The organism is Butyrivibrio sp. FCS014 (assembly GCF_000526935.1).
Taxonomy (GTDB): domain Bacteria; phylum Bacillota; class Clostridia; order Lachnospirales; family Lachnospiraceae; genus Butyrivibrio.
Genome location: NZ_JAHA01000004.1, coordinates 17,724 through 38,320, shown reverse-complemented (window position 1 = coordinate 38,320; position 20,597 = coordinate 17,724). Strand labels below are relative to the sequence as shown.

The window sequence follows — 20,597 nt, the reverse complement described above, 5'->3', positions numbered from 1 at the left end:
TGATCTAACCCTCATTATTTCCAAGGAACTGCGAAAGCACAATCTTTATAACAATGATGTTCTTAAATTAAAGGCCTTATGGACTTTCTCCACTTGACCCTTGCTCCAATCTTGAAATTTTCAAAATTACCGGTACCGTCAATGATATCAGAAAGAGCCTGCATAGCAAGATAGCCTCTCTCATAATTTGGAACGCAAACCGTCGTAAGTCCAAGATATTTGGACATTATAACATCATCAAAGCCACAGACAGAGATGTCATCCGGGACTCTGATGCCGTTCTCCTGAAACTTTCTTATGGCACCGATTGCCATAAGGTCATTGGCACATACTAAAACCTGCGGCATACGTGGTTGCAACATAATAAGCCTTGCAGCTGCTGCACCACTCTTTTCTGTCCAATCCCCTTCATATAAAAGATTTCTGTCAAAAGAAATATCGTTGTCCCTCAACACATCCCTAAAAGCCCTGTATCTTTCCCTGTTGTCGTCGGAATCAATGCCTCCGAGAAAAGCAAAAGACTTAAACCCTGAAGAAACAAGCTTCTCAACAAGAGTCTTCTCGCTCTCATAATTGCCTGTCACCATATTTTTTATGAGTTTGTGAGGCATCTGCCGGTCCAGCGTGATCATGGGGATCCCTTTGTCTGCGATACTTAAGATTGTTGCATCGTCAGTACTCCAGTCCATTATAATGCAGCCGCATATACTCTCTGAATCAGCATATTTGGCAAAATTCTCCTTGGTACATATAAGGAGATTGAAATCTCTTTTCACCGCATAATCACTGATCCCATGAAGGACATCAAAGTAGAACTGCGCATCAAAATCACTGAAGTTGATGGCTACTGTGTTCCTTTTACTGCCACCGGCCACAACTTCAGTTTTTTTATGGACATATCCCAGTTCTCTTGCAGTTTCAAGGACTCTGTCTCTGGTCTTTTGTCCTACATTGTTCTTGTTGTTCAAAACATTTGATACGGTGGTAGGCGATACCCCACATCTGCTTGCTATATCTTTAATGCCAACCATGCGTTATCAAAATCCTCCCCCGTAGAATACGGTGTTTCACTCAAGCTGGAATGAATTCAAACTCATCAGCTGTCATCATACCGGCATCAAACTGTACGGTGTACTTCCAGGCACTTGCTTCGACTTTGGCCTCCCTGACTATGCCTACTCCATATTCAGGATAAATCCTAAGAAGAACCTTATCTCCAACGTTGAAGCGCTGAGGTGGGATGTTCAAACCTTTGCCACCGGCTACATTGTTTAACTGGTCATCATTTAATCTGATATCTTTCATATTATCTACCCTCTCATTTCATATATTAACAGAATTTGTTTTCTTAACTACACATATTTATACGAAAGATGTATTCTTCCGGCAAAAAATTATCTGTCACATCCATAAATGATATTATGTCGCCAGCAAAATCCTTTTATCCACGCGGTTTCTTCCAAAGTACATTCCGTATTAAACCTGTGAAATGCCTGTGTTAGTGTTCTGTTATATATCTCAATTGTAATAAAGGGTATGTTAACATCGTTCTCTCTTCGAAGAAACATTATGGTAGTGTCATTTTCAACGTAGGCCTCAAGATAGCTCATAAGGCAGTTGCTCATATAAACCGATTCCCTGCAAAAATCGTTTATGGTCTGCGGATACCGTATTACATAGCCATCATAGTGTTCCTGCCAGCTGTAATCTCTTTTCCTGTTGGATCTTCTAATATCCCGGTCAAGCTCCTCCTTGTTATTGACCAGATAGTGTAATAACTCTGCGAGCTTACTTGTTCCCATGCTGGGAACGTATTTTTCATAGAAGGGATCAACCGCGATCAGCGCCTGTGCTTTTTCACGAATTGTATCTTTGGCGGTTTCAGCAGCCACAAATCTGACAAAAAGAGAATGGCTCCAAAGTCCGGAAAGTCTTGTTTTTTGAGACAAAAAGAGCCTGTATATCTCCGGATTGGTAAGATCGCCCTTTTTAAGGCGCAGTATGTACTCACACTGCGCATCATTTAGGGGATCCTTAAAAATATCAGGATATTGACTGCCAATTTCCTTTAAAAATCCTCTGTATTCCGTTTCTGACAGTAAAACTGCCCCATACTCGGTATTTAACGCTCTTATAACTCGCATTGGTACATTTCCATAGATCTCAGACGGATTTGTTGCTGAAGGATTTATCCCATGAGCATCATTAACTCTAACTGCCAGCTCATCCACCCCGGCTTTGTACAGCAGCTCTTTGGCGGTGTTCCTGGTCATACAGTGATGGATATGGTCTAAAAGACGCATTTCCCTGGTATAATACCTCTTCAGATGCCACTCAGGGTGCAGCGCTGAATAATATGAGTAGATCCGGTCAAAATCTGCCGAGTTATAGTGAAGTGGATAGTCACTGTTAAGGCACTTCTTCTCGAAATCCTTCTCTTCATCCTCTCTCCAGCGCAGATTGTCATGGAATGTAAATCTCGAAATATTGAAGATCTCCTCTACAGGATCCTCCACCTCAACGTAAATCATATCTATATACGGTTCAATGGTGATAAAAGAGAGCACGGCACTTCTCTCATCTACCTTCCTGATATTCGCAATCATTGACGATAATGAAGTTGTATCCAAAACAGGAGTTCTCCATGATCCCTGCAGCGTTTGTTCTTGCATAGTCGGTTCGTTCCTCACAAAGAAACTTTTGGGCGATCCTTTGCGTATCGCACATACGTCAAAGCATCGCCCTTTCTTTATCATTTTATCGCATAGCTTTTATTCAAATGTCTTTGAGTCTCATCATGAATATAGAATATTCATCATTCTGAAAATCCAGATCCGGCGAGTTTTCTCCGCCTCCGTTGGTGCTTCGCTTGATCTCGGCATAGAACTCCTCTCCCTGATTGACAATATCCATTACAGACATGGGAAGTCCTATCTCTGATGCGATTTTACAGAAATCTGCCAGTGGATTAGCTGAATCTTTTGTCCCAAGAAGCTTCTCCTTAAGATCCTTGTCCTCTTTGGCCATTTCAAGGAGTTTATCCAGCATTTCAGTTATCATCATGCTTCTCACCTCCATTTCCGGGTTCGGCGCAGTTTTTAATCTTCTCAATGGTCTCATTACGTATCTCTTCCCGAACCGATTGAAGGAAAGGTGAAAAAGCCACTTTATCGTTGCCGTAGGTGAGATTCAGCTCATATTCATGGGGCTCCCAGGTAGCTATATCTGATTCGTTATGCTGCAGAACAGCCTCCATGTTATCCAAGGCCTTGTAAATCTTGGCTTCGGTAGTTTCAAGAGCATTCATTTCCTGCAAAAGAGCATTCATTTCCCGGTCATATGGCTCGGGAAGCGTTGCTACCCATTCAAACAATAACTCATCTTCACGCTTTGTATCGGCTTCAGTCTTGTTAAAGGAAGGAATATCTCCTGTAAATATTTCTCCAAGATCATGGATAAGACACATTTTTATGACCTTGTCCATATCCGCTTCGGGAAATTCCTCCTTAACAAAATATGCCATAAGCGTAATGCGCCAGCTGTGCTCTGCCACACTCTCGTGTCTGCCTTTTGAAGTATAGCAGTGTCTGGTGGTGTCCTTGAGCTTTTCCGTAACGTGCATGATGTTCAGCAGTTCTTTTGCATTCATATAATATCCCCCTTAAGGGATAGTTTACACTGCCGCGAAACCTTTCTCAAGGTCTGCGATAATATCGTCTATATGCTCTGTTCCGATGGAAAGTCTGATGGTGCTCTGTGTTATACCCTGATCAGCCAGTTCATCATCGTTAAGCTGCGAGTGAGTTGTAGATGCAGGATGAATAACAAGACTCTTTACATCGGCAACATTTGCAAGCAGAGAGAAAATCTCCAGGTTATCAATGAACTTCCAAGCCGCATCCTTGCCACCCTTGATCTCAAATGTGAAGATTGAAGCTCCGCCATTAGGGAAATACTTGGTGTAAAGGGCATGATCAGGATGATCCTCCAATGAAGGGTGATTTACCTTTTCTACCTTAGGATGGTTCTTAAGGAATTCCACAACCTTTGCAGTATTCTCGGCATGTCTGTCAAGTCTTAAGGAAAGTGTCTCAACTCCCTGAAGAAGCAGAAATGCGTTGAAAGGAGAAATTGTTGCACCTGTATCTCTTAAAAGGATTGCTCTGATGTATGTAACAAATGCAGCGGGACCAACAGCGTCATAGAAAGAAACACCATGATAGCTGGGGTTGGGATCTGCGATGTTCGGGTACTTGCCGCTTTCCTTCCAATTGAATTTGCCGGATTCTACAATGATTCCGCCAAGAGTTGTTCCATGGCCACCGATGAACTTTGTAGCTGAATGTACAACAATATCAGCACCGTGCTCGATGGGCCTGATAAGATAAGGGGTTCCAAAGGTATTGTCGATTACCAGCGGAAGTCCGTGCTTATGAGCAATCTCTGCGATTGCATCGATATCAGGGATATCACTGTTGGGATTGCCAAGAGTCTCAAGATAGATGGCTCTTGTGTCGTCTGTGATTGCTCCTTCTACTTCCTGAAGGTTGTGGGCATCAACAAATGTTGTATTTATGCCAAACTGAGGAAGAGTATGAGCCAGCAGATTGTAGCTGCCGCCATAGATAGTCTTCTGAGCCACAATATGACCGCCATTTGCAGCAAGAGCCTCAATTGTATATGTGATTGCTGCAGCACCGGATGCAAGGGCAAGTGCTGCGCTGCCGCCTTCAAGAGCGGCTACTCTCTTTTCCAGGACATCCTGTGTAGAGTTCGTTAGTCTTCCGTATATGTTTCCCGCATCAGCAAGACCAAATCTGTCTGCTGCATGCTGGCTGTTCCTGAATACATATGATGTGGTCTGATAAATCGGTACCGCTCTTGCATCTGTAGCCGGATCCGGCTGCTCCTGCCCTACATGTAACTGAAGTGTCTCAAATCTGTAACTCATAATGCTCTCCTCCTATCGCCTTTATTTATGATAGGTGTATTATTACACTTGGTTACATGCAGGGCAATTAAGTAAAACTTATTACCAGCGATAAGTCGCTTAGTTGTTCATATAGAACATCCGGGCAAGCTCTGAGTTCTGATCCAGGATAATGGTCTTTTCTCCCTGACCAAGAGACTCCTTGAAAGCATCTAAAGACCTCATGAAGTTATAGAATTCTGCCTTTTCCTCTGTGTTATAAGCCTCAGAAAGAGTCTTCATGTATTCAGCTTCACCTTCACCGCTTAGCTTAGCTGCAGTTTTTTCAGCTTCAGACTTAAGGATAGATACCCTTTTATCGGTTTCGTTCCTGATCTTCTGAGCCTCAGCTTCACCCTCTGCCTGATATGATGCTGCAATGTTGTTTCTTTCGGAAATCATTCGCTCATACACGGCTGTTCTGTTATCATCAGGAAGGTCAAGGGCCTTGATCTCGGCCTTTACAATCTCAATTCCATAGCCACCCATGTCTGAGTTTGCGTCCTGGGTGATGATGTTTGTTAAAGCCTCGCCTCTTGCCTCAATGACTTCGTCCTGAGACATGGATGAAATAGCTGTTTTTGTAGCGTTATATACAGCAGCTTCAATACGTTCCTGAGCCCTGGTATCAAGTGCATTCAGCGTCTGAATGTACTTGGTGGGATCAACGACCTTCCAAAGTACGTATGTATCAGTGATCATGGACTTTTTGTCCTTGGTGATAACGTCAGATTTCGGAATATCATAGAGCTTTGTTGCTGCGCTGATACGCTGTGTGCTCTGTACAAAAGGTGTAATTGCTTTAAGTCCGGGCTCTGATTCAATCCTTACGATCTTACCGAACTGTCTTACCGCTACATATTCCTTTTGATGAACCGTATATAGTGATTCCGCCAGTACCAATACTATGGCTATCGCTATTATGGCGATAATTGTTTTTGTGATTTTCTTTCTCATATTTTTTCCCTCAACTTTATTCATCAATTTCCGGATGCGCTGTCACCGCTGAATGAATCCAATGGCAGGATCTGCTGGGTTTTTCCGTCAGTAATGATAACCTTTGCGTCAGGAAGCACATTTTCCATTGCTTCATAGAAAAGACGCTGTTTGGTTATCAGAGGATATTTACTGTATTCCTCAAAGATACTGTTAAACCTTGCGGCCTGACCTTCAGCTTCGGCAATTCTTGCTGCTTTTTCAGCCTCAGCGTTCTGTACGATCCTGTCGGCCTCAGCCTCTGCTGCGGGAACCTGCTCACTTTGGTACTTACGTGCATTGTTAACCGCTGTCTCTTTTCCCTGCTTAGCTGTCTCAACAGCTTTGAAAGCCTGCTTGATCTCATCTGTCGGGGGCTCTGCGTCCTGTACGGAAAGGTTAACCACTGTAAGTCCAACGTTCTCAGCCTGAAGTGCTGACTGTAAGCGTTCCTTGGCTTCCGACTGGATCTGGCCTTTCGCCGTAGTGATTACCTCATCAACCGGATAATTGATAACGGTAGAACGGATGCTGGCAAGAGCAATGTTCTTCATTACGCTCTCAGGATTGTTGGTGTTGTAGATGTAGGCCACCGGATCACTTACCTTGTATTCAAGATAAAAATCAATATCTACAAAATTGAAGTCCGATGTGATCATAATGCCTTCATCGTCTACAGTGATGTTCTGACCGTTTTTGTCAATCACATAACCGATTCCGATACCGTGGGTGGTCATATCTACCATGTGAACCCTCTGAATAAAAGGGATTTTGAAGTAGAGGCCGGCTGTATTGGTGGCCACCACTTTGCCAAACTGAGTAACAACCGCCTGCTCCTGCTCGCTTACGTTATAAAACGAACCCATTACCGTGGATAATATGAATATTCCAACGATGATCGCAAGCGCGGTCTTACCAAACTTCGCTGCGCTAAAATTGTGTTCTCTTTGTAATTTCATTACACGTCCTCCTGTCTATTCGCGATATTCTCATCGAATATATATAGACTATAAAGCAGGCAGAGGCTATGGTCAAACCAAAACATGGCAAAATAATGGCCTGTATTCCTAAAAAAGGGCATCTTCCTCCCGGATAGATGCCGTAAAATAAGGGGCTATCCCTTCACAAATGAGGAATAGCCCCGGAAAATTCTCTTATGGTATGGAGTTTATCTTGCGCTGCAAAGATCACCGTAATCTACTGTTTCAAAGGAATTGATCTTACCGGTTGCACCGTCTACATCATATGTGTATTCCGTTAATCCAATATAGAACTTAACTCTGTAGGTTTTATATTCATCGCTTATATGAACTTCAACCTGTGGGAAAAGAACATCCTGCCTGTCAACACCGGCATGATTATATGCAATCTTTACTGCCTGCTCAGATGATATTTCCTGCTGAAGCAGATAAGAAATGATCGATCTATGCTGATCTGTGCTTATGGTTTCACTTGATGCCGCAAACGATGGAATAGAAGAGACTAAAATAATAATAGCTGAAAGAGCTGTTAATACTAATACTTTGACGAAGATTGCTTTCATGGCCCCATACCTCCAATCGCTTGAAAACGCACTTGCGTGTCATCTTTTCTGATTATTTATACGAAGGTCGGGGCTATCTGGCAAAAGATATTTTGAAAATAATTAAGAATTAAAGGTAGCAGTACTCGCTGTGTGTTGCGCCATAGCGAATGATGCCATTAATTACTGCTCTGTAAACTCTTGCAAGAAACTTCTTGTTCATTGTTATATACCTCCGATTATTGTGGCTAATTACAGTTCACTGTGCAAATTCAGATAGTAATTCATTTAATTGCACAAGTATGAATTATAGAAATCACAATAATCGGAGTCAATGCTAAAACCAACAATCTTTATGATAGTCTTTGAATTATCATGGGCATTTTCCACAAAAATCAATTGTTATTTTTTACGTCCGGACTCTACAAGCTCCTTTTCAAAGGCCTCCGGGTTTTTAAGATAATAGTCCTGATGATATTCCTCGGCCTCATAGAAGCTCTTGAAGGATTCCAGTGCAATGTACACTTTCTTACCGGTCTCCTCCTCCAGTTTTTTAATCCTGCTGTAGGCCTTAAGCTTTTCTTCCTCCGTAGTGTAATAAATTGCCAAAGTATAGGAAAATCCCTTATCGATAAACTGTCCTTCCCCATCAAAGGGATCTACATTGGCAAAAAATATGTCAAGCAGCTTATCATATGACACCTTCTTTGGGTCATATTCCAGCATAATAGTTTCCCTATGGCCTGTTTTCTGGGCTTTTACATCCTCGTAAGCAGGATTTTTCTCATCACCGCCCGAATATCCGCAGATAACATTATCAACTCCATACATTTTATATATTGGTGTAACGCACCAAAAACATCCGCCGGCGAAATATGCTTTCATTTTCAATTCCTTCTTTCTATTAATAATTCCCATATTAAGCGGCCCTGTTATAATGGCCACAAAAATTCCGTTCTTATTTGTGATATAATTATACAATAAACCGTAAATATGCAGATCATTCCGTGAGGGCTGTAGCAATGAAAAGATTACGTGGAATTCCTTCTATTATTCTGCTTTTATCTCTTATTCTGGCATGTTTTCTTCCAAATGCAAGGGTTTCTGCTGCAGAAACAACAGAATATGTACATGCAAGGCCTTCAGTCAACGGAAATCTATCTGTCGATGGGGTCAAGTCCTATATGTGGTGTAAATTGATTCCTGATATAAATGTTGTGGCTGTGTCCGCCATCCTTGACACCCATAAATCAGAACGCTGTATGTCAATCACCGACGGCGATAGACTCATGAGCAGCTGATATGCATCACCATCGGTTTTCTCAGCTTAGCATTCTGATTTATGGGCATCAAGGACAAGCCCTGCCGCTGGCAGGGTGGCTACTTTATTACCTCGGGCTCCAGATCTTTGAGCAGCTGTTATGCGGCCATAATCTTTTGCTGTTCAAAGGCCAGGGTTTTGAGTTTGATACGGGTTTCATTAGATATGCTTTCATAAGCTTTCCGGCCAAAACTTGTACGTTTCATTAGTAGGATATCATTCTGGTCTATAAGCACCGAGCCCATGAGACGTAATAATGAAGCTTCATTCGGAAATATTTGTATAACATCGGAACGGCGTTTTAACTCTCTATTAAGCCTTTCTATTGTGTTTGATGTACGCAGGTGGCGCCATGTATTCTCTGGCAACATATATACCGTCATGGCATCTTCAAATCCGTTGTCAAGCAGTTCCATCGCCTTTGGAGCAACATCAGAGTAGTCTGACAGGATGTCATCGCGCTTTTTTCTTGCAGCAGTAAGGGTCTTAGCCAGGAACATTTGCCTTAACTCTATTTCAAGCCCGGGTCTCTGTGAGTTTGGGGCTGCGTCAAGGATGTTTTTAGTGAAGTGAAACTGACAACGCTGCCACGGTGTATTAGGAAACACTTTGAACGCTGCGTATCGAATGGATTTATGGGCGTCAGAAGTGAGCATAAGTGGATCCTTAAGACCATTGGCTTTCAGGTGGCTGAAGAAGTCAAGCCATGTATCGTTAGTTTCGCCATCATATACATTGAAGTATAGGACTTCTTTCTTGCCATCAGTTGTAAGACCTACTGCTATGAATAAAGCTTTTGAAACAACCCTATGATTTTCACGTACTTTAAAATATGTGGCATCCACCATGATAAAAGGATAATCATGAACACTCAGATCATGGTTTTGAAACTCTTTGATCTCTGGATCAAGTCGCTTACACACCTCTGATATAGTGGACTTGGAGTATTCCTTGCCACATATCATTTCGATAACATTACTCACCTTACGCGTAGAAACGCCCATGATGACCATTTCTGCCATGGTATTGAGCAAGGCTGTTTCACTACGCTGGTATGTTTCAAAAAGAGTGGTGTGAAAGGGTGATAATCGGTGGCGCGGTACTTCCAGGACGATAGTGCCTATCTTGGTGGTTAGTTCACGTTCTCTTGTACCGTTGCGCTGGTCAGTCCTGTTATCAGACCTTTCGTACTTTTCAGCTCCCAGTTGGGCTGTGGATTCCGCTAATAGAGCCTCATTGAGGATTTTCTCGACAAGATGCTTGAACGCTTCTTCTCGGTCTCCTCCTAATAATGCTACCAATTCCTCATGGTTTAATGTAATATTTACTTGAGCCATGATGATTACTTGCCTCCTTTATACTGTTTTGTTTGGTCACTTAACATTTTAAATCAGGAGAGAGCATTCATGGCTCTTTTATATTTAATTTTCAATTTACACCATTATATGGACATAATGGTCGATGGCCTTCAATTAGTGGATCAAAACGGTAATCCTGTCATTCTTCGAGGCTTGAGCTTACACGGCATCACCTGGTTTCCGGAATTTGTGAACAATGATCTTTTCAGGCAGTTGTCTGTGGAATGGAACTGTAACATGCTCCGCCTTCCAATGTACTCCGATTTATATTGCGAAAATCCCAAGGAAAGTTGGAATCTCCTTATCAAGGGAGTGGATTATGCAATTGCCAACGACATGTATGTACTTGTCGACTGGCATATTCTTGATGATTACGATCCCAATATGCACTTAAGCGAAGCCACTGAGTTTTTTGGCAGGATCAGCGCGAAATACGCTGATTCTCCGTATATTATATATGAAATATGTAATGAACCCAACAGGGAGACTACCTGGAAAGATGTTAAAACCTACTCTGAGCAGGTTATTCCCGTCATCCGCAGGAACAGTCCAAATTCCGTCATAGTTGTGGGAACTCCCAACTATGACAAGGATCTTTCAAGTGCTGCCAGGGATCCTCTTGCTTTTGATAATCTTATGTATGTTCTCCACTTCTATTCAGCGACTCATGGCAGTGATCTTAGATCAGAGCTCATTGAAGCCCTGGACAGGAATCTTCCTGTGTTTATCTCCGAATGCGGTATCTCAGAAGCCAGCGGTGATGGCCGCGTAGGCTACAAAAATGCAGCTACCTGGTTCGGACTATTACAGGAGAAAGGCATCAGCTATGCAGTCTGGAGCCTATCCAACAAAGACGAATCCTCCGCCCTTCTGTACCCTTCCTACAATCCGACACAGCCTATCACAGATAACGATATTACCCCGGTAGGAAGCTGGATCAAAGCGCTTATACAAGGCCAGTATCCACACGATATTCCCATTCCTATCACCCCCAAAAGAGAGAGCTCTCTCCCGGTATGGTTAAAGCAGTCTCTTACTCAGCGGGATATCATAATCACTTCAAGCTGGCCCAGGCAAGCCCTCTATGTCCTTGCAGGAATGGCAGTATGCCTGTTGCTGACCCTTTTTATAAAAAGAGTTACCGGCCAGAAATATAAGACATATGATACTGTAACAAAATACGAAAGCACACAGCGGCCACCCAGCAGAGACAGCGTTTTAGGTGTTCTTCGTATAGTTGTCCTGCTCCTTAGCATGTTCTTTACCCTTATGTATTTGTACTGGCGTGTAGTCTACTCTGTGCCATGGAAATATGGTGTACTGGCTACCTCGGCCAACATAATTCTGCTCATAGTTGAGATATTCGGATTCGTCGAATCCATAATCCTGTATCTTCATCTTCTGGGCATGAAAGATCATCCCCTTCCCAAGATTGCGGATGATGAATATCCGGAAGTGGATATTTTCATTGCCACTTACAATGAACCCACAGATCTTCTCGAGAAGACGATAAATGCCTGCAACCATCTGTCCTATCCGGATAAGAGCAAGGTCCACATCTGGGTCTGCGATGACAATCGTCGTCCGGCCATGAGGGAGCTGGCTGAAAAAATGCATGTCGGATATTTCGACAGGCCCGACAACAAAGGCGCCAAAGCCGGAAACTTAAACCACGCACTGGGACTGACAAATGCCCCATATGTGGTTACTTTGGATGCAGATATGCTGGTAAAAAGCGATTTTCTGCTTAAGACCATACCCTATTTTGTTGATAATGAGAAGAGAAATGCCGCCCTTCCAGAAGCGGATCAGGCTCCGCTTGGACTTATACAAACCCCTCAGTGTTTCTATGAACCTGATGTTTTTCAGTACGCGCTGTATTCCGAGAAAAATGCTCCAAACGAGCAGGATTTCTTTTATCGTACCATCGAAGTATCCAAAACCTCTTCAAACAGCGTAATCTACGGCGGTTCCAATACGGTGATCTCCAGAAAAGCCCTGGATAAAATTGGTGGTTTTTACACTGAATCCATTACCGAGGACTTTGCAACAGGACTTCTTATAGAATCCAATGGTTTTGTAAGCCTTGGGCTTCCGGAACCCCTTGCCAGCGGCAAGACTCCCGATACCTTTGCGGAACACATCAAGCAGAGGATTCGTTGGGGCCGCGGTGTTATCAGCACCGCTCGCCAGCTCAAGATCTTCCGCCGCAAGAACCTCTCCCCGATTCAGAAGCTGAGTTATTGGAGTTCAGTAGTTTACTGGTACTCACCGCTGAAAAATCTGATTTATATCCTATCCCCGCTTGTGTTCGCAGTATTTACTATTCCGGTATTCAACTGCAGTTGGATAGATCTTTTGATATTCTGGGTTCCCATGTTCATCCTGCAGGACCTTTGCCTTAGAGCCCACAGCAACAACGCTGTGTCCCTTAAGTGGAGCGGAATCTACGAAACCAGCGTTATGCCGTTCCTTCTTGTTCCCGTGATCAAGGAGCTCTTTGGCATAACCACCAAAAAATTCGCAGTTACCGACAAGAGCAAAAAAACCATCAAACGTCACACAGATTTTAAGACTGTTATGCCATATCTAATTCTGACCGCCCTTTCCATCGCCGGAATTATTCGTACATTATTTATAGTTAAAGGCATTCGATCTCTTGGCCTGTTTATACTGCTCTTCTGGCTTGTTCGAAATTCCTACTTCCTCATTATGTCCATGTTTCTGGTTGATGGAAGAGACAGTGACTCAGAAACAGTGCATGTTATTGACGCTGAACCAGCAACCATCATAACAACCGGGGAAAAGAGCTATCGCTTTGACGGAATTACTACTTACCTTACAGAGCATAACCTTAAGATCTTTCTTGATGAAATGCAGGATATCTCCATTGGTGATTATGTTGATGTAGAAGTTGAAAGCGATAATACAACCGCAAAGATGCAGGGGGTAATCACCGGAATCAAGCCCGCAAGAACCGGTGTTTCTGCAGTATATGACATAGAAATCCTTGATTTTAAAGGCCAAAGATTTGACTATCTGCAGGTGCTTTATGATCGCGTTCCCACACTGCCTCAAACGCTTAACAGAGATAACGGAATCATCGCCCACCTGCTAAAAAATATTGCCCAGCGCATTTTAGAGCACTGAGCAATACAAACGTAACATATTCAATTAAATATCACTTGATTTCTAATAACTCAATAGTGAAATTCAGCTCTTTTCCTGCCAGTTCATGGTTTGCATCAAAAGTGATGGTTGTATCATCCTTAGCAGCTACTGTACAGGGGAAAGGTCTTCCGTACATATCCTGAAGAGCAACTCTTTCACCTACTTCGAGCTCCTCTGAACCGGGAAGCTCTGTTATTTGCATTGTAAGCACGGCTCTGGGGTCAACCTCGCCATAAGCTTCCTCGGGCATAAGGTGAACATCAAGGGTTTCTCCCACTTCCATGTTGGCAACAGCCTTGTCAAAGCCAAGGATCATCATGCCTGCGCCGCACACGAACTCGAGGGGAGCATTTCTGTCATAGGATGAATCAAACTGTGTACCGTCATTGAAAGTTCCCCTGTAATGTACACGGGCAATCTTTCCAACATTCTTACCCTCTATAGCAGGAGCTGAATGGCAGCCTGAGCATCCGCCGCAACCGCCTGCTCCACAGCCTTCCTCATCACAGCCGCAGCCTTCAGAGCCACAGCAGCCTTCGCTGCTCTCACCGCCGCAGCAGCTTGTCATTTCTTCGCTATTATCAAAATCCATTTCATTTTTCATTGTAAGTAAATCCTCCAAAAAACATCAGTTAACGCTCGCCGTAATAATTTAACACAAGCATGGTGATATCGTCAAACTGTGGTGCCTCGCCGACGAATCCATCTATTGAGCTCTTCATGTTTTTCAGAAGATCATAAACTGAAGAATCCTTGTTATTATTAAGCACATAGAGCATACGGTCATTGCCGAACAGCTCATTGCTTGAATCTGTTGCCTCCGGAACGCCGTCGGTATAGACAAACAGGCGGTCTCCCGGGTGAAGTTCAAATTCATGCTGCCTGAATTTCATCCCTTCCATGGTGGCAACCGCAGGAGAATGGCGATATTCCACAAGTTCAAAGTCGCCGCCTGCCCTCATTAGTACAGGGTGCTCATGGCCTGCATTAGCAGCCATTCCCTTTCCTGTCTTGATATCCAGAACCGCCAGCCATACCGTTACAAACAGATCAGCCTCATTGCCCTCACAGAGCTGCTCGTTCACATATTCGAGTATCTCGGAAGGAGTTCCGTCCAGTATAGCTCTGTGCTTGATCAGAGTCTTTGCAATCACCATGAAAAGAGCCGCCGGCACACCCTTACCTGAAACATCAGCCATTACGAGGCACAAATGTGTATCATCAATGAAGAAAAAGTCATAAAAGTCACCGCCCACTTCCTTGGCGGGATCCATTGTGGCGTAAAGTTCGAATTCTTTTTTATCCGGGAACGGCGGAAAATTGGTGGGAAGCATGTCTGCCTGAATCTGAGTGGCAACATTAAGCTCCGCTCCAATCCTCTCTCTCAGCAGTAACCTCGGTCAGATTCGCAATGTAGTCTTTAAGTGAAACAGCCATGTTATTGAAACTTACTGCCAGGTCACCAATCTCATCATTCTGATAAATCTTTGCCACATGATCCAGATTACCGCTACTGATTTCAGCTGCATCTTTCTTAAGGTTTAACAGAGGCTTTATCAAGCCGGAAGACAATGCGCCCGCAGCAGTAAGGCTAAGGAGCGTGATAAATGCGAATATAGCTAAAAACATCAGCACTGAAGACTTGATTTTTATACTCATGTCCTCAACCGGCTGCAGTACCATTTCCTCAGGCACATGCAGGCACAGGTTCCAGTTTACAGCCTTGATTGGCGCATAAGCATAGTATGCACCTGAAGTTTCAGAAAAAGAGACTCCGATATCCGGTCCGAGAATCTTCGCGCAGATCTCCTGTCCAATTTCGGGATCGTTTTTGATATTGCTGTCTTTGTACAATGGAGAAACCGCACGGCCTGTGCTGTCAACCAGAAAAGCATAGTCACTGCGGCCTTCTAGAATGTCAAAATCTATGAGAACATTGTAGACGTGGTCGATCATCATATCCATGGCTACAACACCGGCAAAAACACCGTCCCCGTCATATACCGGGGCGACGCAGGTGATCATATATCCTCTGCCATAGGTATCTTCATATACATCGGTAAAGCAGACCTCCTGCCTTTCCTTACACATTTTGTACCAGGGACGATCAAAATAATTGAAATATACCTCAGATCGATCTTCATGCGCTGTCACTTCCGAATCCTTGTCATAGGATATCTGAAGTCCTGACTCTGTGCTGTAGAAAATGGCCACTATTTCATCTTCATTTTCCATAGCTATCGGCTTAAATACATCGTCTGCATTACCAAGAAGATCACACTCGCTTTTAAGGCTTTCATAAGTTATATCCTCGCTTGCGATATATCTTTTCATCACAAATTGATCCGCATCCGCTTTCGAAGGAGGCAAAACCTCATAAGGAGGATAATCCTCAGGATTCAGATACAGCATATGAAGATAATCGGCAAGCATATTGGCGTAGCCTGTATATCGCTGCAATTCGGCATTTGCAACTTCCGCTTTGGTCGTCACCATATTGGTCAGGTTGTTTTCCATACGGGTTTTAAGCACATCTGAAGCATCCTGCCTGATTCGCAGCATACTGACAACAGCCACCATGGTAGTGATCACCAATGCCAGCGCAACTACACCTATAAAAGCAATCCTTATCTGCGATTTAATGGATACTCTATGCTTGTTCTCCATTTTCCCTCGGTTTCCCCCTGTATATAAACCTGAAAACCCAATAAACTATGAACACACACACCAGCATAAAAAGGTGAGTGTAGAATATTCCAACTATGTAGTAGTTCCGCTCCAGGAAAAATCCCATTCTAAAGCCGGTCAGACCAAGAATTCCGGTCAGCATCAAAGTCATAAGTAAAAACGGCAAGTTGAAAAATACATTCCTGAGATTATATACGAAGTCCATGAAGCTTGCGTCAAAATAAACGAATCTTCCGACCATCAATCCGAAATAATACATCATAACAGGACCATACTGACTCTCGTCTCCTATTGTGTTCAGGAATATAAGAATCACTATGACATAAAACATTCCCAGCATCCTCATGCTGGCCTTTTCCTCTTTGGTCAGTCTGCTTAAGGGTATAAGAAAACGATCCAGTAGTGAATTTACTACACAGGAGACCACTATCATAAGCAATAGAATAAAGTCCTTACCTTCATTCCAGGCTGATGCCAGCATCTCCAATACTTCAGGGGCTTTCCCTGCAGCCCCGCTGCTGACCAGTGTACAAATATGGTTAACTACGACATACGAACAGGAGAACATCATTACTGACGTTCCCGAAATAACCATTTCCATGAATCTTTGTATCTGATCGTTCAGTCTGTCTTTGTAGACTTCGTCGCAGCCTCTTTTTCTCCCATGGCCTTTTACCATGAGTCTTTCCACACCCGCAATTATAAGGATACAAATGCTAATCAGCAGATAAGTGATCAGCAGGAAAAAAAGTTTTTTGTACCAGGTAAAATCCGGGTTAATATATGCTTCTATACTCATTTTATCAATCTTTCAGTCTATACATGTGATGCTTTTACAAAATACTTATCAAGCTCCTGAATAGGAATGGGCTTGGCATATTTGTACCCCTGAAGGTAACGGGCATACATCTTTGTACAGAGTACCTCATCCTCCTCATCCTCAATACCCTCATAAAGCACGGAATAATTCATATCCGTAAACATATGGGCCAGATACGAAACCATGGTCTCAGACTTGGAATCACTCCTGCTGGCCATTACCAAAGATCTGTCAAATTTGATTATATCAAATGGAAGCTCCATTATTCTCTCAAAATTGGAATATCCCGTACCAAAATCATCAAGGTAAAAAGTGATTCCGCTGCTCTTGAGCTTTCTGAAGGTTTCCTTGACTGCATCAAAGTCCTTCTGGTTCTGACTTTCCGTAATCTCTATGGCTATCTTATCCATAGGAATACCGCACTCGCTTACGATGCGCTGAACATTTTCCGAAAACTCTTTTTCCCTGATATCCAGAATGGAAAAATTCACTGAGATTCTCTTGATCACATAGCCTTCATTCAGCATCTTCCTGATCTGTCTGCAAGTCTTGGCCAGTATTATAAGTGACAACATATGAATACAATTATGCTTCTCGGCAATGGGAATAAATCTGTCCGGGAAAACCATTCCTATTTTAGGAAGATTAAGTCGCATCAGAGCTTCCGCCGTGTCATAACGGCCTGTTCTTAGGTTATAAACAGGCTGGCAGTATACCAGAACCCTGTCATCATAAAGGTTCTGTTTTTCGTTGATATCGTTAAGCTCATCAACTATATATTTATGGCTGGAAAACTTATCCAGTATTTCATCATCAACAAATTCTATCTGGTTCTCAGGCATCCTGTTCTCAACATACTGGATCAAAGCTATGTAATCATCAGGATTTGTGATCTCTTCCCTGCTTTTAACGATTATTATTTTGTAATCATATTTGTAAAGGTTGTAATGATCATGGAAGACCTCAAGAATCTGTTTCGTTTTTTCTTCATAATCCGGGTTTATATCAAGGTCAACCACCAGTTCCATGCGGCCACCGGTTATTTGAAACAGCGCCGCACCGTTATAATATCCCTCTACATACGACCTGATAATATCTCTCATTTCCTTTGGATATTTATGGCCTGCAGCTTCAAACTCATGAAGCAAAATACTTAAAATCGCAAACTTCTTTTTGCCCTGAATCCTGTGTTGAAGATCTGACTCAAAAGAATCCAGCTTAAGTGAACCCATTTCAAGATCATAGGGATTAGAATGAAGAAGATAAAGAACAGACAACGCCGGAAATACAAAGGTCGCTGTGGTAAAGGACTGCTGATTGAATAATCCCTGAATATACATAAGGACGAGCGCAATCGCAATTGTCAGCAAAAATGCCCAGATAATCGGTTTGTACACACGGTCTCTGTACCGGATCATCATAAATAAGGCAATTCCCACAAAGAAAAGATATTCTACAAGGAAGAGATTAACCTGTGACGCAATGGTGAAGTCATCTGTAATATGGAACCCAAAACCAAGAATCGTTCCAAGAATATCGGTTATGCCAAAACCGATAAGACCTAATAGGCCGATTATAGGAAACGCCTTCTGTTCAGAAGGAAGCAGCTGCATAGTTTGTTCTATATATAGAATATAGAGTTCCAAATTTATAAAAAGCAACTGATGGTACAGAAAGCGCAATGCATATGGAACTATCCCGGGAATTTGATCGAAATTGGCCAAAGCAAGATGGTACATGATATCCGTATATGCTGCCAATGTCAGCACGGCCAGTATCCACTTAAAAAGACGAAAACCCTTGCTGGGCTTGATATAGGCAGCACGAATAAGTATCACGAAGATACCCATAATCGCAATGACCAATATATCCCCAACAGGAGTATATGACGTACTAATCAGAGTTTCCATACACTAATAATAATACGTAAGAACATATATTGTCATAAAATTTCCATTAATTTATGCAATTCCACGCCTCAATGCCAGATCACTTCAAGTGTAGACTTTTCTTTCGTTACCATCAGTGTCTGATCTTCTGTTACCGGCCTGAAAATAGTACTGTTATCATGAACATCCCTCCTGAATACAGGAGTTCCATCCCCCGCCATAAAGGCTTTAACATATTCTTCTATTGTATGTATAGGATAAGGAAAGCTCATTCCTCCCATGTTGTCCAGCGAATAGTTGTGAATGTCTGATCCTCCGCTCATCAAAAAGCCTCGCTCTAAAGCATATTCATATCCAAGGGCATTTTGCCAGTCGGGATTTGCTGCATTATAGACTTCAATGCCGTCACTGACAGCAGGAGTTAAGTGAATCGCCGACAGGTATCCTCTTTCCCTGTAGGGATGCGCCTGAATCATTATTCCGCCGATACTGTGAACTGACTCATATACCTGCTCCCGGCTAAATTCCTCAATATCCGGATTATCAAGAAGCCACTCTTCAGTTACTCCATACAACAGGTATTCATCCCCCTGAAAGTTATACTCTATCCCAAAAAGGACAGTAAAATCATCTCCCGCAGCCGCCTTAGCATGTTCATATCCGGAACAGTACTTCTCTATTCTTGCTTCCCAGGGAAGATTATTCGGAACACAGCTGTTTCCTGTAAAAAAGTGATCTGTGACAATTATCCCGCTGTATCCAAGGCTCTTCATGTATGCCGGATACTCCTCTCCGGGCATGCTGGCGCAGGCACTGGCCTCTACCGTGTGAAGATGTGTTTCGTAAATATACTTCATAAAAAAATCCAATCTATATTCTATATATGTTATATATCATCTCTTCATGGGGTATATCCCGCCTTTACAGTTTTTATAATATTATACTGCTTTTGCGAAGAGACTTACCACCCCGGCAATAATAAGTATCGGCAAAGCTATATAGATCAGTCCGCCAAGAGCCATGAATACCAATGCCAGCGGAAGGAATACCAGGAACATAGCAACTTTAAATGCGCCCCAGGCAAATCTGATGGCGAAACCGATCATTTTTTCCGAAAACCATCATGAATAAAACAAAGAATACAATTGATAACATGGCCATCACCACCTTTCAATAATGTCATATCCTGCTATCTGATTACATTATATGAAAGGCTGCCTTACGGATATATACTCGCCTTTGCGATAAAGTACTACCTAATTCTCCTCCCGGGCAAGTTACTGATTTATCACTCACATCCGGGCAGTTTCAGCTGCTCATATTCCTGCTCTTTAAGCAGCTGTGGCATCCTGGCAAGCAGCATCTTTTTTGCCACGCCATCATCATATAGCCAGTCCTTCACAGAATCCGCTGGTATCATGAGGGGCATGCGGTCATGAACCTTTATCATGGATTCATTTGCTTTGGTTGTGATCACCACAAAGCTGTCACGATTATCCGCCAAAGTATATACCCCCGCCAGATAAACAGGATCTTTTTCCATATCATAAAACGTCGCCTTGTTCCGGTCACTGTCCCACTCATAAAACGCCCCGGCCGGCATCACACAGCGCCTGTAGGCAAAACTGTCCGCAAACATCGGCTTTTCCGCCACCGATTCCGCTCTTGCGTTTATGACCAGCGACTTGTCCAGTATGCCCCAGTTCATGTACCTTACTGTCAGGGGAAAAGAGCTATCACCCCTTTGCGCGATTATGACAGCTGCTGTCATCCCCGGGCAAACGTCCCCCTGAGGCATGCTTAAAGAGCCGGGTCCCAATCCCAGCTCTGCTTCAACCTTTATGGCGTTTCTGTCCCAAAACACATATCTGGCGCACATATCCA

Annotated in this window: 20 protein-coding genes and 1 pseudogene; 2 read left to right on the top strand and 19 right to left on the bottom strand. The window is 43.0% G+C overall.

All coding sequences use genetic code 11. The features are described 5' to 3' along the window. Positions 1-62 precede the first annotated feature (62 nt). The 10 genes from T456_RS0103060 to msrA all read right to left on the bottom strand — a co-directional run bounded on the left by T456_RS0103060 (position 63) and on the right by msrA (position 8,351). The gene (locus T456_RS0103060) at positions 63-1,031 is read right to left on the bottom strand and encodes a LacI family DNA-binding transcriptional regulator (RefSeq protein ID WP_024864867.1); all 969 of its coding nucleotides are present in this window, start codon (positions 1,029-1,031) and stop codon (positions 63-65) included. A 40-nt stretch (positions 1,032-1,071) separates the two neighbouring features. Next, a complete protein-coding gene (locus T456_RS0103055; RefSeq protein WP_024864866.1) occupies positions 1,072-1,305 on the bottom strand; it encodes a hypothetical protein in 234 nt (77 codons plus the stop codon). Between the two features lie 89 nt (positions 1,306-1,394). Then, a complete protein-coding gene (locus tag T456_RS20990; RefSeq protein WP_197026854.1) occupies positions 1,395-2,630 on the bottom strand; it encodes a PcfJ domain-containing protein in 1,236 nt (411 codons plus the stop codon). Positions 2,631-2,775: 145 nt separating this feature from the next. Further along, positions 2,776-3,063, bottom strand: coding sequence for a hypothetical protein (locus T456_RS0103045; protein WP_024864864.1), 288 nt, complete (start codon positions 3,061-3,063; stop codon positions 2,776-2,778). After that, entirely contained in the window at positions 3,050-3,649 is a 600-nt protein-coding gene (locus tag T456_RS0103040) for an HD domain-containing protein (protein WP_024864863.1), read from the bottom strand. Before T456_RS0103040 ends, T456_RS0103045 begins: the two co-directional genes overlap by 14 nt. Before the next feature lie 24 nt (positions 3,650-3,673). Continuing rightward, the gene (locus T456_RS0103035; protein ID WP_242835851.1) at positions 3,674-4,951 is read right to left on the bottom strand and encodes an O-acetylhomoserine aminocarboxypropyltransferase/cysteine synthase family protein; all 1,278 of its coding nucleotides are present in this window, start codon (positions 4,949-4,951) and stop codon (positions 3,674-3,676) included. 99 nt (positions 4,952-5,050) lie between these two features. Then, complete coding sequence (gene hflC, locus T456_RS0103030; RefSeq protein WP_024864861.1) at positions 5,051-5,926, bottom strand: protease modulator HflC; 876 nt, start codon at positions 5,924-5,926, stop codon at positions 5,051-5,053. A gap of 23 nt (positions 5,927-5,949) precedes the next feature. Further along, positions 5,950-6,903: an FtsH protease activity modulator HflK gene (hflK, locus tag T456_RS0103025; protein ID WP_024864860.1), complete on the bottom strand. Its 954-nt coding sequence runs from the start codon at positions 6,901-6,903 to the stop codon at positions 5,950-5,952. A gap of 209 nt (positions 6,904-7,112) precedes the next feature. Continuing rightward, on the bottom strand, positions 7,113-7,487 hold the full coding sequence (locus T456_RS0103015; RefSeq protein WP_024864859.1) for a PepSY domain-containing protein: 375 nt from the start codon (positions 7,485-7,487) through the stop codon (positions 7,113-7,115). A 381-nt stretch (positions 7,488-7,868) separates the two neighbouring features. Then, the gene (gene msrA / locus T456_RS0103005; RefSeq protein WP_024864858.1) at positions 7,869-8,351 is read right to left on the bottom strand and encodes a peptide-methionine (S)-S-oxide reductase MsrA; all 483 of its coding nucleotides are present in this window, start codon (positions 8,349-8,351) and stop codon (positions 7,869-7,871) included. A 137-nt stretch (positions 8,352-8,488) separates the two neighbouring features. Here msrA and T456_RS0103000 point away from each other — a divergent pair, with 137 nt between their 5' ends. Further along, entirely contained in the window at positions 8,489-8,767 is a 279-nt protein-coding gene (locus tag T456_RS0103000; protein ID WP_024864857.1) for a hypothetical protein, read from the top strand. A 118-nt stretch (positions 8,768-8,885) separates the two neighbouring features. Here the strand turns inward: T456_RS0103000 and T456_RS0102995 are convergent, their stop codons facing one another. After that, positions 8,886-10,124, bottom strand: coding sequence for an IS256 family transposase (locus T456_RS0102995; RefSeq protein ID WP_024864735.1), 1,239 nt, complete (start codon positions 10,122-10,124; stop codon positions 8,886-8,888). 69 nt (positions 10,125-10,193) lie between these two features. On the opposite strand from T456_RS0102995, the gene T456_RS0102990 reads away from it, so the two are divergent. Further along, on the top strand, positions 10,194-13,295 hold the full coding sequence (locus T456_RS0102990; protein WP_024864856.1) for a cellulase family glycosylhydrolase: 3,102 nt from the start codon (positions 10,194-10,196) through the stop codon (positions 13,293-13,295). 31 nt (positions 13,296-13,326) lie between these two features. Here the strand turns inward: T456_RS0102990 and T456_RS0102985 are convergent. From T456_RS0102985 to T456_RS0102955, 8 genes and pseudogenes are all read right to left on the bottom strand, one after another. Then, positions 13,327-13,854 (bottom strand): annotated as a pseudogene (locus tag T456_RS0102985) (FKBP-type peptidyl-prolyl cis-trans isomerase); the annotation flags it as partial. A 94-nt stretch (positions 13,855-13,948) separates the two neighbouring features. After that, on the bottom strand, positions 13,949-14,650 hold the full coding sequence (locus tag T456_RS19035; RefSeq protein ID WP_051464959.1) for a PP2C family protein-serine/threonine phosphatase: 702 nt from the start codon (positions 14,648-14,650) through the stop codon (positions 13,949-13,951). Between the two features lie 25 nt (positions 14,651-14,675). Further along, positions 14,676-15,983 (bottom strand): PDC sensor domain-containing protein, encoded by a 1,308-nt coding sequence (locus T456_RS20985; protein ID WP_051464958.1) that lies wholly within the window; start codon positions 15,981-15,983, stop codon positions 14,676-14,678. Further along, positions 15,967-16,803, bottom strand: a complete 837-nt coding sequence (locus T456_RS0102975; RefSeq protein WP_024864854.1) for a hypothetical protein — start codon at positions 16,801-16,803, stop codon at positions 15,967-15,969. The genes T456_RS20985 and T456_RS0102975 overlap by 17 nt, the downstream gene beginning before the upstream one ends. Before the next feature lie 17 nt (positions 16,804-16,820). Then, a complete protein-coding gene (locus T456_RS0102970; RefSeq protein WP_197026852.1) occupies positions 16,821-18,689 on the bottom strand; it encodes an EAL domain-containing protein in 1,869 nt (622 codons plus the stop codon). A 113-nt stretch (positions 18,690-18,802) separates the two neighbouring features. Then, positions 18,803-19,570, bottom strand: coding sequence for a PHP domain-containing protein (locus tag T456_RS19030; protein ID WP_024864326.1), 768 nt, complete (start codon positions 19,568-19,570; stop codon positions 18,803-18,805). An 81-nt stretch (positions 19,571-19,651) separates the two neighbouring features. After that, the gene (locus T456_RS22295) at positions 19,652-19,819 is read right to left on the bottom strand and encodes a hypothetical protein (RefSeq protein ID WP_035801110.1); all 168 of its coding nucleotides are present in this window, start codon (positions 19,817-19,819) and stop codon (positions 19,652-19,654) included. A gap of 182 nt (positions 19,820-20,001) precedes the next feature. Then, positions 20,002-20,592, bottom strand: a complete 591-nt coding sequence (locus T456_RS0102955; RefSeq protein ID WP_024864852.1) for an SOS response-associated peptidase — start codon at positions 20,590-20,592, stop codon at positions 20,002-20,004. Positions 20,593-20,597: the final 5 nt, after the last annotated feature.

Coding starts and splice junctions, on each gene's coding strand:
- T456_RS22295 (WP_035801110.1), bottom strand. CDS start 19,819: ATGATCGGTTTCGCCATCAGATTTGCCTGGGGCGCATTTAAAGTTGCT.
- T456_RS0102990 (WP_024864856.1), top strand. CDS start 10,194: ATGGCTCTTTTATATTTAATTTTCAATTTACACCATTATATGGACATA.
- msrA (WP_024864858.1), bottom strand. CDS start 8,351: ATGAAAGCATATTTCGCCGGCGGATGTTTTTGGTGCGTTACACCAATA.
- T456_RS0103015 (WP_024864859.1), bottom strand. CDS start 7,487: ATGAAAGCAATCTTCGTCAAAGTATTAGTATTAACAGCTCTTTCAGCT.
- T456_RS0103000 (WP_024864857.1), top strand. CDS start 8,489: ATGAAAAGATTACGTGGAATTCCTTCTATTATTCTGCTTTTATCTCTT.
- T456_RS0103035 (WP_242835851.1), bottom strand. CDS start 4,951: ATGAGTTACAGATTTGAGACACTTCAGTTACATGTAGGGCAGGAGCAG.
- T456_RS0103060 (WP_024864867.1), bottom strand. CDS start 1,031: ATGGTTGGCATTAAAGATATAGCAAGCAGATGTGGGGTATCGCCTACC.
- T456_RS0103055 (WP_024864866.1), bottom strand. CDS start 1,305: ATGAAAGATATCAGATTAAATGATGACCAGTTAAACAATGTAGCCGGT.
- T456_RS0102955 (WP_024864852.1), bottom strand. CDS start 20,592: ATGTGCGCCAGATATGTGTTTTGGGACAGAAACGCCATAAAGGTTGAA.
- T456_RS19035 (WP_051464959.1), bottom strand. CDS start 14,650: ATGCTTCCCACCAATTTTCCGCCGTTCCCGGATAAAAAAGAATTCGAA.
- T456_RS0102975 (WP_024864854.1), bottom strand. CDS start 16,803: ATGAGTATAGAAGCATATATTAACCCGGATTTTACCTGGTACAAAAAA.
- T456_RS0103040 (WP_024864863.1), bottom strand. CDS start 3,649: ATGAATGCAAAAGAACTGCTGAACATCATGCACGTTACGGAAAAGCTC.
- T456_RS0102995 (WP_024864735.1), bottom strand. CDS start 10,124: ATGGCTCAAGTAAATATTACATTAAACCATGAGGAATTGGTAGCATTA.
- hflC (WP_024864861.1), bottom strand. CDS start 5,926: ATGAGAAAGAAAATCACAAAAACAATTATCGCCATAATAGCGATAGCC.
- T456_RS0103045 (WP_024864864.1), bottom strand. CDS start 3,063: ATGATGATAACTGAAATGCTGGATAAACTCCTTGAAATGGCCAAAGAG.
- hflK (WP_024864860.1), bottom strand. CDS start 6,903: ATGAAATTACAAAGAGAACACAATTTTAGCGCAGCGAAGTTTGGTAAG.
- T456_RS19030 (WP_024864326.1), bottom strand. CDS start 19,570: ATGAAGTATATTTACGAAACACATCTTCACACGGTAGAGGCCAGTGCC.
- T456_RS20985 (WP_051464958.1), bottom strand. CDS start 15,983: ATGGAGAACAAGCATAGAGTATCCATTAAATCGCAGATAAGGATTGCT.